Origin of the sequence: Desulfocapsa sulfexigens DSM 10523 (assembly GCF_000341395.1) — a bacterium.
Taxonomy (GTDB): Bacteria; Desulfobacterota; Desulfobulbia; order Desulfobulbales; family Desulfocapsaceae; genus Desulfocapsa; species Desulfocapsa sulfexigens.
Map to the genome: position 1 here is coordinate 1307238 of NC_020304.1, position 14673 is coordinate 1321910.

16 protein-coding genes are annotated in these 14673 nt (G+C 45.7%); 7 read left to right on the plus strand and 9 right to left on the minus strand.

The annotated features are described in order from the left end of the window. Positions 1-53 precede the first annotated feature (53 nt). The 5 genes from hypE (at position 54) to UWK_RS05815 (ending at position 3243) form a co-directional block, all read left to right on the plus strand. Positions 54-1073: a hydrogenase expression/formation protein HypE gene (gene hypE, locus UWK_RS05795; protein WP_015403424.1), complete on the plus strand. Its 1020-nt coding sequence runs from the start codon at positions 54-56 to the stop codon at positions 1071-1073. Positions 1074-1085: 12 nt separating this feature from the next. Next, the gene (locus UWK_RS05800; RefSeq protein WP_015403425.1) at positions 1086-1598 is read left to right on the plus strand and encodes a HyaD/HybD family hydrogenase maturation endopeptidase; all 513 of its coding nucleotides are present in this window, start codon (positions 1086-1088) and stop codon (positions 1596-1598) included. Further along, the gene (locus UWK_RS05805) at positions 1591-1935 is read left to right on the plus strand and encodes a hydrogenase maturation nickel metallochaperone HypA/HybF (RefSeq protein WP_015403426.1); all 345 of its coding nucleotides are present in this window, start codon (positions 1591-1593) and stop codon (positions 1933-1935) included. The genes UWK_RS05800 and UWK_RS05805 overlap by 8 nt, the downstream gene beginning before the upstream one ends. 71 nt (positions 1936-2006) lie before the next feature. Beyond that, entirely contained in the window at positions 2007-2723 is a 717-nt protein-coding gene (gene hypB / locus UWK_RS05810; RefSeq protein ID WP_015403427.1) for a hydrogenase nickel incorporation protein HypB, read from the plus strand. A 103-nt stretch (positions 2724-2826) separates the two neighbouring features. Then, complete coding sequence (locus UWK_RS05815; RefSeq protein ID WP_015403428.1) at positions 2827-3243, plus strand: hypothetical protein; 417 nt, start codon at positions 2827-2829, stop codon at positions 3241-3243. An 86-nt stretch (positions 3244-3329) separates the two neighbouring features. Here the strand turns inward: UWK_RS05815 and hemC are convergent, their stop codons facing one another. After that, on the minus strand, positions 3330-4262 hold the full coding sequence (hemC, locus tag UWK_RS05820) for a hydroxymethylbilane synthase (RefSeq protein WP_015403430.1): 933 nt from the start codon (positions 4260-4262) through the stop codon (positions 3330-3332). A 122-nt stretch (positions 4263-4384) separates the two neighbouring features. Here hemC and UWK_RS05825 point away from each other — a divergent pair, with 122 nt between their 5' ends. Continuing rightward, positions 4385-5128 carry an endonuclease/exonuclease/phosphatase family protein gene (locus UWK_RS05825; protein ID WP_015403431.1) on the plus strand — a complete coding sequence of 248 codons (744 nt, stop codon included), beginning with the start codon at positions 4385-4387 and terminating at the stop codon, positions 5126-5128. Here the strand turns inward: UWK_RS05825 and UWK_RS18290 are convergent. From UWK_RS18290 to UWK_RS05860, 7 genes are all read right to left on the minus strand, one after another. Further along, a complete protein-coding gene (locus UWK_RS18290) occupies positions 5093-6508 on the minus strand; it encodes a sensor histidine kinase (protein ID WP_015403432.1) in 1416 nt (471 codons plus the stop codon). The two genes, UWK_RS05825 and UWK_RS18290, sit on opposite strands and share 36 nt — an antisense overlap. Beyond that, complete coding sequence (locus tag UWK_RS05835) at positions 6489-7163, minus strand: winged helix-turn-helix domain-containing protein (protein WP_015403433.1); 675 nt, start codon at positions 7161-7163, stop codon at positions 6489-6491. The genes UWK_RS18290 and UWK_RS05835 overlap by 20 nt, the downstream gene beginning before the upstream one ends. Positions 7164-7188: 25 nt before the next feature. Beyond that, the gene (locus UWK_RS05840) at positions 7189-7920 is read right to left on the minus strand and encodes a polyphenol oxidase family protein (protein WP_015403434.1); all 732 of its coding nucleotides are present in this window, start codon (positions 7918-7920) and stop codon (positions 7189-7191) included. 92 nt (positions 7921-8012) lie between these two features. Continuing rightward, positions 8013-9551, minus strand: coding sequence for a DUF3373 domain-containing protein (locus UWK_RS05845; protein WP_015403435.1), 1539 nt, complete (start codon positions 9549-9551; stop codon positions 8013-8015). A gap of 330 nt (positions 9552-9881) precedes the next feature. Beyond that, complete coding sequence (locus tag UWK_RS05850) at positions 9882-10382, minus strand: GNAT family N-acetyltransferase (RefSeq protein WP_015403436.1); 501 nt, start codon at positions 10380-10382, stop codon at positions 9882-9884. After that, entirely contained in the window at positions 10372-10938 is a 567-nt protein-coding gene (locus UWK_RS05855) for an Lcl domain-containing protein (protein WP_015403437.1), read from the minus strand. The genes UWK_RS05850 and UWK_RS05855 overlap by 11 nt, the downstream gene beginning before the upstream one ends. A 102-nt stretch (positions 10939-11040) precedes the next feature. Next, entirely contained in the window at positions 11041-12057 is a 1017-nt protein-coding gene (locus UWK_RS05860) for a serine/threonine protein kinase (RefSeq protein WP_015403438.1), read from the minus strand. Between the two features lie 475 nt (positions 12058-12532). Here UWK_RS05860 and sbtM point away from each other — a divergent pair, with 475 nt between their 5' ends. Beyond that, on the plus strand, positions 12533-13876 hold the full coding sequence (gene sbtM / locus UWK_RS05865) for a thio(seleno)oxazole modification radical SAM maturase SbtM (protein WP_015403439.1): 1344 nt from the start codon (positions 12533-12535) through the stop codon (positions 13874-13876). Here the strand turns inward: sbtM and UWK_RS05870 are convergent. Next, complete coding sequence (locus UWK_RS05870; RefSeq protein WP_015403440.1) at positions 13855-14673, minus strand: XdhC family protein; 819 nt, start codon at positions 14671-14673, stop codon at positions 13855-13857. The two genes, sbtM and UWK_RS05870, sit on opposite strands and share 22 nt — an antisense overlap.

The following is a 14673-nucleotide window of genomic DNA, read 5'->3' on the forward strand; positions in this document are numbered from 1 at the left end:
GGCTGTCGAATTGGGTCGTATAATTATTATTAACTAAACAACTGCAGGTATATATGAATCCCGGAAATACGATCCTTCTTGATCATGGCAGTGGTGGCATTGCCAGTCAGGAGTTGATCTCTCAGATTTTTTTAAAACACTTGGATAACAGCATCCTTGCATCTTTGGAAGATAGTGCTGTAATGGAGAATCATCCAGGAAAAATTGCCTTCAGTACTGATAGTTATGTGGTTGATCCGATTTTCTTTCCAGGAGGCAATATCGGCACACTGGCTGTTCATGGCACCATTAATGATCTTACCATGCGTGGGGCACGTCCGCTCTGTTTGAGTCTTGGTTTGATTTTGGAAGAGGGGTTCAAACTTGACGATCTGGAGCGGGTTATTGTTTCCATTGCAGAGTGTGCAAAGTCCGCCGATGTTCCTATTGTTACCGGGGATACCAAGGTTGTTCCTCGAGGGAAATGTGATAAAATTTTTATTAATACTTCAGGGATTGGAATTGTGGAAGATGGGGTAAACGTTTCGTCCACAATGGCACAGGAGGGGGATCTTATTCTTCTTTCCGGTTCCATGGGGGACCATGGCATAACGATTATGACCAGACGTGCAGGAATCAGTCTGGATGGGAATCTTGCCAGCGACTCTGCCGCACTTAACGAACTGGTTGCCCTGCTTCTTGATAAGCTCCCTTCTGGGAGTCTTCACACCCTTCGTGATCCCACCCGTGGCGGGGTTGCGACATCGTTGAATGAAATTGCAGCAGCTGCCGGGCTTGCTGTTGAAATAGATGATCAGGCCATCCCAGTAAAACCTGAGGTGCGTGCCGCTTGCGAGATTATGGGGCTCGATCCACTGTATCTTGCCAATGAAGGGAAATGCCTTGCACTGGTTGCACCAGAACAGGCAGCGAAGGCTCTACAGCTTATGCGTTCCACCGCTGTGGGTACGGATGCTGCAATTATCGGCAGTTTAAAAGCTGGAAAAGCTGGACAGGTCGTGTTGCGGACAGCCATTGGCGGGTCCAGAATCATTACTCCCCTTCATGGGGAGCCTCTTCCAAGAATTTGTTAAGGAAACTATATAATGGAAAGTAAGGCGAAAAATGCTGGTATATTAGGGATTGGCAATCTTCTGCTCTCCGACGAGAGTTTTGGCGTTCATGTGACTGAATTTCTCGAAGAACATTATGTCTTTCCAGCATCGGTGACTATTCTTGATGGCGGTACAGCGGGCATTTATATGGCTCCTTTTCTTGAAGAGCATGACCCTATTTTTGTGGTTGATGTGGTTAATCTTAAGGATGCCAAGCCCGGTACTCTCTGCACATTCACGGCCGAAGATGCTCGAAATGGATCCATGCAGCCCAGAATGTCACCGCATCAACTGGGTATTCTTGAGATTCTGGATATTTGCAGTTTGCGTGGCATAGAACCCGGGTGTGTGGAATTTTATTGTGTAGTTCCAGAAAGTCTGGCCACAGGGCTCGAAATGACGGAGGCAGTAGCTTCGAAAATTGAGAAGATTTCCGGTTTGCTGGTGGAGCGTCTTCAGAAAATGGGACATGAAATACGTTTAAAAGAGAAAGAACATGCATGAGATGTCTCTAGTTCAGGGCTTGCTGGCTCAGCTCAATGAACTTGCACGGGAGCATGGAAAGGAAAAAGTGATCAGCGTCTCTATGGAGATTGGTCCCCTTTCCGGGGTGGTAATAGATTCATTTCAGTTTGGTTTTGATATTCTGGCTAAAGATGATGCGTTAACCAGAGAGGCTAAATTGATCATAGAAAGCCCGCCAGCCATATACAGGTGTTTCGGTTGCGGAAGAGAGGTAGAGGCGTTACAGAGGCCAGAGAGGTGTTCTGAATGCTCGGAGACTCTGTTTTCACCACAGGGCGGAGATGGCCTTATTCTCCGTCAGGTAGAGATGGAATAAAAAGGAACAGCGGTAAGTAAGCCGGTTAAACGACTTTCACGAAATTATTTTCACTATGCTAAAGGAATATTATGTGTGATGCATGCGGATGTGACCTGAAACCTGAACATACTCACGACTCCAAGGTGGTCGAAGTTCACCAGAGTCTTCTTGCTGCTAATACTGCCATGGCGGTAAAGAACAGAGAACATATCGAAAAAATGGGCGCTGTAGCTATCAATATGATATCAAGCCCTGGTTCCGGAAAGACAACTCTTCTGGAAAAAACCATTGAAGCCATTGGCGATACGATTCGAATCGGAGTGATTGAGGGAGATATTGAAACAGACAGGGATGCGGAACGTATCAGGGCCAAAGGGGTTCCAGTTGTCCAGCTCACCACGGGGGGTGCCTGCCATCTGGATGCCGCTCAGGTTCATAAAGGTATACATCTTTTGGAGAAAGAGGAGGGTGGTGCAGAACTTGATATCCTCTTTATAGAGAATGTCGGTAATCTGGTCTGTCCAGCTACCTTTGATCTTGGCGAACATCATCGTCTTGTTCTGGTGTCTGTCCCAGAGGGGCCCGATAAGCCGGCCAAATATCCAAAAGCATTCCATAGTTCCCAGGTTTTTATTATTTCAAAAACAGACCTGCTGCCCTATTTTGATTTCCCCGTCGAGGAGGCAAAAGCGGAGGCGCTGCAACTGAATCCCAATTTGCAGGTTATGGCTCTTTCTGCCACCAGTGGTGAGGGGTTTGATCAATGGCTCGATTATTTGAGGGAGGTCTGCCGAAAGCGTCAGTAAAATATCGCTCTCATACTGAATATTCTCTTGTATTGCATGGATAAAATGAGCTATCGTAATGATACGTTGTGGTGGTTCGGTTAATCCTTGAAAGGAGAGAGAAATGCGGTATTTAACTATTGTTTCGCTGTTAGCGCTCTGTTTTATGCTCTATGTTGTTCCGTCCGTTGAGGCAAGGCCAGGTAAACGATTTGATGAAAGCACCAAGATGTGTCGTATTTTGAATGACGGTGGGCAACTGGATTGGGAAAGTGATCACTGGGGGATTGGTGCTGCAAAATTTAAGGAAGTGTGCAAGAGTTGTCACACCCGGGATAATGACAAGGGTGCGCCATTTCTGTATATGGAATCATATGGCTCAAAGGGATGGAACAATGTTTTTTCCCAGCGTCGAAAAAAATGTGCGCGTGACGGCTCATGGGATGTTTTAAGTGCAGCAGAACTGCAGTTGGTAAATGACTACCTGTATCGGAACGCTAATAATACCTACGACCCGAACGATGCTGATAGCTGCGGTTGATGATACGTGAATCTCCCGGTCGGGAGAAGAGTTTGTCTTATGAAAAATCTTTGGTCGAGGATTACCTGACCAAAGATTTTTTTTGTTTACCCCTGGATGTGTTTTATATCGGCAAGAATTTTCCTGCCACCATGATCAAGAATATAGTTTCCTAAGCGTTCACCAATTGCCTCCGCCTGTTCCCTGGGACCTTGCTCAGTTTTGACAAGGACTGTCCTGCCGTCAAGACTTGCCAGACCACCGCGCAGTATAAGCTCATTTCCATCAAGTACTGCAAGGCCGAATGCGGGAATTGAACAGCCACCTTCCATTGTTCGCAGGTATGCCCGTTCTGCAAGAAGACAGGATTCAGAATCGGGGTTGTTCAGGCAAGCTCGGATTTTTTGACGTTTTTCAGGATTAATGGTTGTTGCTGACTCGATGGCAATACAGCCCTGTCCAACCGGGGGGATAAACTTGTCAACTGAAAATATCTTCACTATCAGATCTTCATATTCCATACGCTTGACACCAGCATAGGCAAGCATAAGTGCATCACAAGCCCCTGCGTCCATTTTTTTTATTCTGGTTTGCAGATTTCCACGCATTTCCACGGTTTCAATATGGGGATAAAAATGTTTGAGCAGGGCAATCCGGCGAACAGATGAAGTACCTATTCGGATGGTGCCAGCAGTATCGTTTAGATCAATATCTTTGTTACGAGAAACCAGGACATCGTTAGATTGCTCTCGGTCAGTAAATGCTATCAGTTCAAAATTTTCAGGGAGTATGGATTGCATATCCTTGGCACTGTGGACGGCAATATCAGTAACTCCACTTCTCAACTGGTCTTCAAGTTCTTCGGTGAAAACGCCTTTGCTGCCAATTTTTGCAATGGATACATCGAGGATCTTATCTCCCTTGGTCTCCATGGAACTGATATTTGTTTTCAAACCACTGTCTTGAAGCATTCCGGCAACAGTGTCTGTCTGCCACATTGCAAGTTTACTTTTTCGTGATCCTATATTTATTGTAGTCATGGTACCTGTCCTGTTTTTATGTAAGTTGCAAACCTGCTCAGAAATAGCCACTACCTTACCATACTGAATAAAGAGAAAAAAGCTATGATTGCAAACTGTTTTTAAAACCGCTATCATTCCTTATGCGTTTCTTACTCTACAATATACGATATGCAACCGGGCATGGATACGGATACCACTTACCGTTACCATTTGCTGGATTTTTCAAAAAGACCAACGTTAATCTTGGAGAGATTGTCACATTTATTCGTTCCGTTGCTCCAGACGTCATCGCCCTGGTTGAGGTCGATTCCGGTTCCTATCGGTCACACAAGTCCTGTCAGGTTCGGTCCATCGCCCGGGCACTTGATCATTTCCATGTGGTGGAAACGAAATACGGTGGCGGTTCCCTTGCCAATAAGGTTCCGGTGCTCAATAAGCAGGGGAACGGGTTGCTCACAAACCAGAAAATTATTAAACATCATTTTCATTATTTTAAAGAAGGAGTGAAACGTCTGGTTATTGAGGTAGAATTGGAGGAAGTTGTCGTTTTTACGGTCCATCTCTCCCTGAAATATAGACACAGGCAGCAGCAGTTGGAACATTTACACCGTATTATTGCACAATGCGTAAAGCCGGTTATTGTCGCTGGAGATTTTAACACCTTTGGCGGTGATCGTGAGGTACAGCTTTTTCTGGCTGCCACTGGCCTTGAAAATGCCAATCTCACAGGGGTACCTTCACATCCCAGTCATGCTCCGAAGCGTAACCTCGATTTTATCCTTCATAGTCCTGAAATAATAGCTTCAAATTTTTCAATCCCGGATATACGACTCTCTGATCATGCGCCCTTAATCTGCGATTTCAGCTTCCCCGGCGACCATTGAGGGTGCTAATGGAAGACATACCTCAAAACAGGAGCCTTCCCTGATTGCGCTCCTAACCGTCACTTTTCCCCCATGGGCCTCTACCACTGCTTTGACATAATTTAATCCCAGGCCCAGACCCTGCCTGGTTCGACTGCGATCTCCACGGTATAGACGATCCCATATGCGTCTGCTTTCACTTTCAGAAATTCCCATACCATCGTCACAAAATTGGACAACGGCGTTTGCGCCTACTCTTTTGGCATTGATTGCAACGCTCCCGGATTCGTGTCCATACTTGATCGCGTTGTCGAGAAGGTTGGCCCAAACCTGACTGATGCGTGTTCTGTCGGCGAAAATAAAAATATTTCTATCACTGCTGGTACAGGAAACGGTGATCTGCTCCTCCTCTGCCACGTATTGATAGAGCCCCATAACATCATCAAGCATTTCCATGAGATTGATTTTCTGAGGAAAGAGACGTATGGTGCCGGCCTCGGCTTCTGCCACACTCATCATAATTTTGAGCATAGAGAGGACTCTTTCTGATTCTTCGAGGCAATCAGAGAGGGCACTGCGGTAGCGTTTCGGGTCATCTTTATCAGATTGTAGCGCATATTCAGCAACGGCTCGCAGTCTTGTCATGGGAGTTCTCAAGTCATGAGCCACATTATCAAGTGAGGATTGCATTTCGGTTATAAGCTGTCGATTTTGGGAAAAGGTCTGTTCGAGGAGGTAATATGTGCTTCTGAGATCCTGGGGATGATGCGTGTTTCTCAAGAGAGATCCATCCTTTTGCTTTAGAGCATGTTTGATGTCTGTGTTCAGTCTTTTTAAAGGTTTTAACATTAGAGCTCTAAAGATGAAAGCCAGGAGGAGAGAAGGGAAGGCAGCGAGAAGAACTAACAGATATGAGGTAGACACGCTCTGCCTATAGACGACCAGTCCCGTGTTTTTGTCATTTTTGGCAGCTTGAACCATACTCCCATCTGGAAGTCTTTTGGAAACCAGAATCCAATCACCGGTTTTTTCTGGATGGTAGATGTCAACCCATGCTCCTTCGGCCAGTGGATCGAGATCCACGAATCCATTGAAGGCAACAGAATTATTTGCAGTGATAAAGACTTGATCCTCACCTCTGGTAATATGAAGATAATCTATAGTGTCTGGGAGATTGCCATGAAGGTTGTGTGGCAAATGTAACGAAGAACCTTTTTGGTTGAGGTAGAGGTCAAGCGCAGAACGAATATCAGTTATTCGTTGCCGTTGTATGTTGTTTTTAAGAATAAGATTGTAAAAACCAAAACAGATTGCGACAAAAAGCCACAGGATGATAAAAAACAGTAGTATTATCAGTCTGTTAGAGTGTGAAATTCCACAGCTACTCGTCACGAAGGACATAGCCCATACCTCGTACTGTATGTATGCATTTTTTTGTGTGATTTTTGTCTATGCTGTTACGCAGGCGACAGACAAGGACATCAATAACATTGGTTTGAGGATCGAAACTATAGTCGTAAATATGTTCAAGGATAGAAGTTTTAGATAGAACACGCCCTGGATTGCGCATCATCAGCTCAAGTAGTGCATATTCTTTAGCAGGGAGTTCGATTTTAGTGTTTTTGCGTTTGACTTCACGTTTAAGAGGGTCGAGTTGCAGCTCTCCAACGGTAATTATACCAGATTCAACATTTTTCTGGCCTCTACGCAGCAATGCATGGATACGGGCAAGTAACTCGTTAAAGGAAAAGGGTTTGATCATATAGTCATCCCCTCCACGCTGCAGCCCTTCAATGCGGTCATCCACAGATTGTCTGGCGCTGAGGATAAGAACCGGTGTTTCAATTCCCTTATTTCTTAGTTCTTCAATAAGGCTGAGTCCGTCAAGGCCTGGCAGCATGATATCGATGACTGCCGCTCCATAAGGCTCTGTCAGGGCGAGCGAGAGGCCATCTGTTCCGGTATGGCATATATCCACACTGAAGCCTGCCTCCTGAAGCCCTTTCTGAAGGAAGGATGCTATTTTTTTGTCATCTTCAACTACTAGGAGGCGCATAATGAAGTTTGCCGGGAGCAAGTTTTTATCGAAGGCAAATCACAGTGGCACAGCGACCGGTTTGGCCATTGCCATTGCGACGGGCACGGCGATAGGAAAAATAATTCGCTGAACATGAGGTGCACTGACCAGCTATTTCGATATTGTGTTCATGCAGGCCGGAAGCACTAAGTTGCATTTTGGAAATTTGCCAGAAGTCAAAATAATTCTTTTTTATCTGGAAGGCAAGGAAGGAGGGGGGGAGTTCGGTTGTGTGGTTTATAAATTCAGCGCAGCAGGGACCAAGGGCGGGGCTGATGTATGCCAGAAGATCGGCTGGAGAGGTTCCGTAGTGCTCCTGCATTGCCAGGACGGTTTTGGCCGTAATATTTAAGACACTGCCTTTCCAGCCATTATGAATGGCAGCAATAGCAGAGTGGGTCGGATCAAAGAGTGTTATCGCCTGACAATCTGCCTGTTGTATCATAAGACCGATTCCTGGGATATTTGTCATCAATGCATCATAGCCTTCAACTTCGACATCATCATATAAGGGAGTGTCTCCAGGGAAGATCATATCTCCGTGAATCTGCGTGGCAGAGAGAATATAAGGTATGGAGAGTTCCTTCTTGAGGCTCTTGCGATTGTCTGCAACAGAGAGAGGATCGTCACCAACACTATAGCTGATATTACTGGAATGGAATGGAGGGAAACTGACACCATTGTGTCGATCGGTGCTGGCTATAACGACTGTGTTACCTGCTTCCTGGATAATCATAAACAGTCACCGTGAAACAAATAAAAAAAAGGGGAAGACTCCATATGGAATCTTCCCCCTTGGTTTACTGCGGATAATACGGGTAGAACGACCTAGAAGTAGGCTTCGAAGGTCAGGTAAATCTGGTCAGCGGACTCAACAGGATCAAGTCCCATCATTCCCAGTGCCATTACATCAGCAGCATCATCCAGGTCATATGGTTTCATGTTCCAATCCATTGAACCGGAGTAGTCATACTCGTAACGCTGGTAACCAAAACGGATAAATGTCTTGGCGTACTTGGAGATAGCCTCTCCGGTGGGGAGATCGTAAATGCCATAAATTTCATAGACATTACCACGGGCTGCAAGTTTAGACTGATACAGATCGTCATGACCACCGGTCATAGCAATCCAGTGCTCAGAACCCCAGTTCCATTCAAGACCAAGTTTCAGACCAATTTCATCGATGTCATAACGAGCACCAACGAAAGTTGAATAACCATTTTCGCTCTCGGTATTAGGACCGGTCATACCCATCATCATACCAACATAGTCATTAAACATTCCGCTTGAGTCAGGATCGGTCTGGGACCATCCTGCAGCAGCGAAGATGTTTACAGGACCGAATTTATCCTGGTAGACACCTGTGGTGTGAAGAATGTTACCAACATTAACACGGGGGCCAAAACCACCCTGATCCTGTGGGAGACCTGCCATCTGGTCGATGACTGGATCCTGGAACTGAGGATAGTTGAAGACGTTCATTGCGAGGAAAGACTGGAGGTTGATGAAACGATTTCCCTTTTTCATAACATCCCAGCTAAATCCGGCAAAGTCCATGTCGTCCATAACGTTTGCTGTATCTAACTCGATTCCATCTTCAAATCCACGTCCATAACAGAAGCGGATACGACCTGTTCCCATGGCTTCAGAACCCCAGCGATAGGCGTAGCCCATTGAGATTCCGTCAAATGGCCAGTCCATATAGGACACAGGGGTAGCCATGCGCTCATCGGCACCCATACGAACCTGTGCAGGGGGACCATCAGTGGTAGGACGACGACCGATGGAGAACCAGATGGGTACTCCGCCGATGTTGTTCCAGTTAACGAATGCCCGGTCAACACGGAGGGCATTGTCTGAAGGAGTTCGGGTAGAGTTGCCATCCCAGTTGGGGAAAATCTGGCCGTTACCGTTGGAACCAGAGCCGTAAATGTTACCTTGAGAACCCCAGGCTTTGTACATGGCAAGGCGTGCTTTAAACTCTACGTTTTCTGTGGCTTTAACGCGCATGTTGAGACGAAAACGATTTGTCCAGGAAGTATCATTACTGACATCTGCTCCAGATGCATTTGTCGCAGTGTAGTAATCCAGGCGAGAGCGGAAGTCGCCGTAGAATTTAATGCGGGCAGCGAGATCCCAAGACTCAGAACGATCCTCAAGATCACCAACGGTGCCAGCCAGATCATCAAAATCATCCTGACTTACGCCATTACCTTCTGCCATCTGAGCTTTCAGTTGGTCTAACTGCATGCTCAACTCTTCGATTTTTCGTTCCAGATCATTGGCTTTTGCTCCACCACTTGCAGAAGCTACTGCAGGGAGTGCGATAAGACCAGCAAGAGCCAACATGGAAAATTTTTTCACCATCTTGATATCTCCTTCCTCTTTAAATTGTTACGATCCGACCCTCCTGAAAAGCCAGACCCGATGTCTGATCTGTCGCTTGCAAAAAAAAAAAGCAAAAACAAATCAGACGTTCAGTTTCACATCGTCCTACATATTATTGTTATGATAGTTTCAATGTGTACAAATTTTTTTACTTCAATTTATTGTACTATCGTATTTTACCTTCGGTGTCAACTAAATACACCTATTTTCTTGATAGTTCATAATATTTTTTTTATTTCTATCTGGTGTTGTAAGTATTGGTGCTGCAACATGTTGCATGGGGATGGGGTTTTCAGGAAAGCCATGCCATCATAGGGCTTTGCTAAGTATTGTTTTTTTTACTCCATGCTGGATTGTGCTTCCGTGTACCGAGAAGTGAAAACAACGCTGATACCAATCAGCCATTTGCCTGGTGACTAGCCAGATACCAGCGAGTTGATTCTGGTAAGTCCATTCCTCCCACCGTTCAACAATTTTCGAGGCAACACCCTGGTTTCTGAATTCAGGAAGGACCATAAGCCCGGTTACGGAGGCATAGTTCTTGAAGAGCTGAATTGTTGTTTTATCTGAGTTTTCAGGTGCTGGAGAGCTCTTGATTATAGTGCTAAATGCAATAAAAACGTTTTGGTACCTGGCAAGGAAAAGAGCACGATCAGGTTTGGTGGCGTAGCGTTGCATCTTGTCGAGAAAGACATGAACGAAATCGGGATTCATGTCTCTTTTGAGATCAGAAAAAGCCCTGTCAACCTCACTCAAAGTTGCTAATATAATTTGGCAGGCTGGTTGGGATCCTGATGGATCAAAGTTCATCGAGGATAGCTGTTTTTTTTAGCACATATTCCTCTTCAGAAATAAGCTTCTGTTTACGGAGGAGATCCAGAATCTGGAGTCGCTGTTCAATGGATTTAGGTTTTGTTAGTGGGGGGGGAGAGGCTTCATTTGTGGTTTTTGTTTCACGTACCGGAAGTGCACGCAGGGATATTGATATTACCTGTTCCATCCAGGCACACTTGCCTGCTTTGAAATTGCAAAATGCTCCTTTACTGTCATCTGTTTCGGAGGCCCATACCAGGCTGCTGGAAAGATTGATTACTTCTCCGCTCGGCCCTATTTTGGATTTGATGAGTTCCTGGAGTTCAGCCGTTTTAGGCATACGCCAGTCATTAAAACCTCCCCCTTCATAAGCTTCGCAATACGCTACCGCTTCCTGGTGGGTCAGATTTTCTCTGTTATCAGTGGTTGCCCACATAAGATCTGTTGTTTTGTCCAGTGCTGTTTCAGTGTTTGTTGTAAACTGTTCAGTTTTGACTCCGTCTGCACACCCTGAAAGCAGTATGAAACAGAGGGTAACTAGCCATGTATGCATTGAATTTCTCCCTGGAGTTAAAGGCCCAATAATAGACACGAGTGTAGTACAGAGACGTTTGCAATGCCAAGCAAATTTATATCAAGATAGAATAAAGCCGAATTATGTCATATTACCAGTTTCGCCATCACTTTTTCGTATCCGCTTGAGTTGATCTTCAAGGTCGGCAATTTCCGTATGCCAGTATTCAGAAGAACCAAATTCTGGAAAAATAGGCGTTGCCCCATCAGCAATAAATTGGTGGGTCAGCCAGGCGATATAGTGGAGAAAACGCATGGCACGAAGAGGCTCAACCAGACGCAGAGTACGTCTGTCAAAATGATGAAAGGTTTCATACCCTTCGAGGAAGAGATCGATTTCAAAAAGTGATTCCCGTGGGGTGCCAGGCAGCAGCATCCAGAGATCCTGAATAGCAGGTCCCATGACCATATCATCAAAATCGATAAGAAAAAATGATTCTCCCGGGCGGTAGATGATGTTGGAAAAATGGCAATCCCCATGGATTCTTGCAAGTGCTACACCCTCAAACATCGGTTTTATCTCAGAGAGGATTTCGGTGCAAATTGCCGCAAATCTGGATGCCACTGGAGCCTGTTTGATGACGCCACTTTTCAGGATAAAGGCAATCTGGTCCGTGGTCGATTGGCCTGGAAGCATAGTAATTCTATTATTTGCCGGATGAATAGCACCCACGGCATGACTGCGTCCTATGAGGCGACCTATTTCCAACCATTGATCTTCATTGAATTCATCATAACTGCGTCCGCCGCAGCGAGGAAAGACACTGAAGTAGAGATTTTCCTGGTGTACTCCCAGGGTTTCGCCATTGCTCTGAATCAGCGGAGGAATTACAGGGATTTCCTGCTTATGGAGCTCAAGAAGAAAATCGTGTTCATCCTGAATAGCAGTCTTTGACCAGCGCCCGGGTCTGTAGAATTTTATTACCAGTCCTTTACCATCTACAGCTTGAAGTTCAAAAACACGGTTTATGTAGCTGTTGAGTTGCCTGCAGATATTGCTACAGCGGATATCAAGAGCACTTTCCACAAGGTTAAGTACCGTATCCGGGCCAAGTTCCGGGAATGAGTCAGGATGGGGGATGCTGTTAAGGGAAGGCATAGTTTGTTGTTTCCATAAAACTATTTTGATCAGGACCTTGTATCAGTCTAGTCTTTATTTATCAGTAGGAACACTGCATTTTAGTGGTTGAATTATGTAGAGAATACCATACATCCGGCAGCAGGTCTTGATTTCATTCTGTCTTGAGAGCAAAATGATTAAAGGCCGTCGTAAGCAGGCTGGAACCATGTGAAAAGGGATTTTGAGATGGTTATCCTTGAAAAGTATAGTGTAGAAATGAAACCGGCTATACCTTGGATTCAGAAACAGTTGTTCCCTCTGTACCTTTAAAGTAAAGTTATAGAAAGAGGATACTCTGCCGTTTCTGATGAAACGATTTTCAATACTATGGTGAAGAAACTATGAAGGATGCCGATATGGTTGCCTGGGAGTCTGACCTTTCCCGTCTCGATAATGCTCGGAAGGAGCTACGAGATGCTGTTGTTCCAGAGCTTCCGCAAAGCGATGAACCACTTTGTATAAATCCCACGTTGACTGTTCTGGCGATGGATTGGAAGCATCTCTGCGAAGTCCTATACGACAAAAAAAGGCCCCTGTTCCGGAACGGGGGAAGGAGTATATTCTTCTCTATAAACGACCGGGTGATGGTGCGATACACGTGGCTCCTGCAACGGATATGCAGCTTCTTGCTTTGAAAATGCTTATCGAGAACCTTGACCGTCACACAGTGGCTAAAGAAGCGGATGTTGATATAGGAAAGATTGATGCCGCTATAGAAGAGGCCTGTAAACAGGGAGTTCTGTTGTCCTCTCCGTCTAAACTTGTGCGACCGGGAACTCATTATCCGGACGCGGGGGCGGATGGTTGGCAGCGCCACCTCCAGTCTGATTATTTCACCCTCCAGTGGCATGTAACTCAGGCCTGTGACCTTCATTGTAAACACTGTTATGACCGCTCAACCATTTCCCCGTTGACGCTGGATCAGGGAATAACGATTCTTGATCAGTTCCGGGACTTTGTTCTTGAACAGAAGGTGCATGGTCAGGTGACTTTTACCGGCGGTAATCCTCTTCTTTATGCTCATTTTCAAGAACTGTACCGAGAGGCGGCAAAACGCAATTTTACTATTGCAATTCTTGGCAACCCTACGACCAGGGAAGTTATTGAATCTTTGCAGAACATTCAGCCTCTCTCCTTTTATCAGGTGAGTCTCGAGGGATTGCCAGAGCACAACGATTCCATAAGAGGGACGGGGCATTTCGAACGAATTATGGAGTTTTTGAAGATTCTGGATGATCTCTCCATCTATTCCATGGTGATGTTGACCTTAACCCGTGAAAATATGGGTCAGGTACTGGAGCTTGCTGAAATTCTTCGTGGGAAGGTTAACCTCTTCACATTTAACCGTCTTTCCCAGACCGGAGAAGGTGCTGCACTTGCCACTGCGGATAAGGAAGAGTATCGGAAGTTCCTGGAGGAGTATCTAGAGGCAGCAAAATCGAATCCGACGATGGCCCTGAAGGATAATCTGATTAATATTATCAGATCCGATCATAAGGAGAAACCATTTGGAGGCTGCACTGGTTTTGGCTGCGGTGCTGCTTTCAATTTCTGTTCTCTTTTACCGAACGGAGACATGCATGCATGCCGTAAGTTTCAGTCCCCCATCGGGAATGTCCTGGAATCATCATTACTCGAGTTGTATCGATCAAAAGTGGCAGAGCAATACCGGACAGGGCCTTCGGAATGTAGAGGCTGCAAGATTCGTCCTGTTTGCGGTGGTTGTCAGGCTGTTATCCAGTCGAGTGGTCTGGATGTAAGGTTAAATAGAGACCCTTACTGTTTCGTAGATGATTGAGCGCGTACCAGTATTAATTCCGCCACAATGGATACCGCTACTTCAGCGGGTGTTCTGGAAGATATGGGGATACCGATGGGGGCGTAAATACGGTCTGTAGCAGTCTGCCACAGGTTCTTTTTTGTAAGGATTTCTTTAAAGGAGGCGATCTTCTTCTTACTTCCCATCACCCCAATATAGAGCGCTGGAGATTGAGTAGCCTGTTCAAGAACGGCTAGATCGCCTGCATGGTCTGGTCCTGCGATGATTATAAAGTCTTTGGGGGTTGTTATCTTTCTGGCCAGAAACTGAGTGCCCTGTTGAAGGGAAAGGCTGCAGTTCTCAGGAAAGAACTCTGGCTGCATAAGTTCCCGACGTGGATCAACAATGCTTATCCCAAAACCATTTCTATCAGCCACCCAGGCAACTTCTCTTGCCACGTGACCCGCTCCCATAAGAAACAACCTGCAGGCATCATTCCGGGTGAGTTCTTTTTTCCAGAATGCAGCTGCATCGGCTTTGCCAAAATCAATCTTCTCCAACCGGATTTGCAGTGTTCCGCCACATGACGGGAGCGTTCCTGGAAGAATGGATTTTATTTCAATACGTTGTTCGTCTGTTGTGAGAGTTGCACAGGCATCAAGAATCTGCTGTTCATTACTGCCACCACCTATGGTGCCGGTAATAAGTTGTCCCGCAGCCCAGAGGAGTCTGTCGCCAGGTCTTGCGGGCCCACGGCCATCCGATGCAATAACGGTGGCAAGTACAGTACGGGTTTTATTTTTACAGAGGCTGTTGAAGACATTTTCATCAATCAT

What these genes read in the sequence shown, in the direction of transcription:
- hypE (WP_015403424.1), top strand. Translation starts at nt 54, where the DNA reads ATGAATCCCGGAAATACGATCCTTCTTGATCATGGCAGTGGTGGCATT.
- UWK_RS05800 (WP_015403425.1), top strand. Translation starts at nt 1,086, where the DNA reads ATGGAAAGTAAGGCGAAAAATGCTGGTATATTAGGGATTGGCAATCTT.
- UWK_RS05805 (WP_015403426.1), top strand. Translation starts at nt 1,591, where the DNA reads ATGCATGAGATGTCTCTAGTTCAGGGCTTGCTGGCTCAGCTCAATGAA.
- hypB (WP_015403427.1), top strand. Translation starts at nt 2,007, where the DNA reads ATGTGTGATGCATGCGGATGTGACCTGAAACCTGAACATACTCACGAC.
- UWK_RS05815 (WP_015403428.1), top strand. Translation starts at nt 2,827, where the DNA reads ATGCGGTATTTAACTATTGTTTCGCTGTTAGCGCTCTGTTTTATGCTC.
- hemC (WP_015403430.1), bottom strand. Translation starts at nt 4,262, where the DNA reads ATGACTACAATAAATATAGGATCACGAAAAAGTAAACTTGCAATGTGG.
- UWK_RS05825 (WP_015403431.1), top strand. Translation starts at nt 4,385, where the DNA reads ATGCGTTTCTTACTCTACAATATACGATATGCAACCGGGCATGGATAC.
- UWK_RS18290 (WP_015403432.1), bottom strand. Translation starts at nt 6,508, where the DNA reads ATGTCCTTCGTGACGAGTAGCTGTGGAATTTCACACTCTAACAGACTG.
- UWK_RS05835 (WP_015403433.1), bottom strand. Translation starts at nt 7,163, where the DNA reads ATGCGCCTCCTAGTAGTTGAAGATGACAAAAAAATAGCATCCTTCCTT.
- UWK_RS05840 (WP_015403434.1), bottom strand. Translation starts at nt 7,920, where the DNA reads ATGATTATCCAGGAAGCAGGTAACACAGTCGTTATAGCCAGCACCGAT.
- UWK_RS05845 (WP_015403435.1), bottom strand. Translation starts at nt 9,551, where the DNA reads ATGGTGAAAAAATTTTCCATGTTGGCTCTTGCTGGTCTTATCGCACTC.
- UWK_RS05850 (WP_015403436.1), bottom strand. Translation starts at nt 10,382, where the DNA reads ATGAACTTTGATCCATCAGGATCCCAACCAGCCTGCCAAATTATATTA.
- UWK_RS05855 (WP_015403437.1), bottom strand. Translation starts at nt 10,938, where the DNA reads ATGCATACATGGCTAGTTACCCTCTGTTTCATACTGCTTTCAGGGTGT.
- UWK_RS05860 (WP_015403438.1), bottom strand. Translation starts at nt 12,057, where the DNA reads ATGCCTTCCCTTAACAGCATCCCCCATCCTGACTCATTCCCGGAACTT.
- UWK_RS05870 (WP_015403440.1), bottom strand. Translation starts at nt 14,673, where the DNA reads ATGATTGATGAAAATGTCTTCAACAGCCTCTGTAAAAATAAAACCCGT.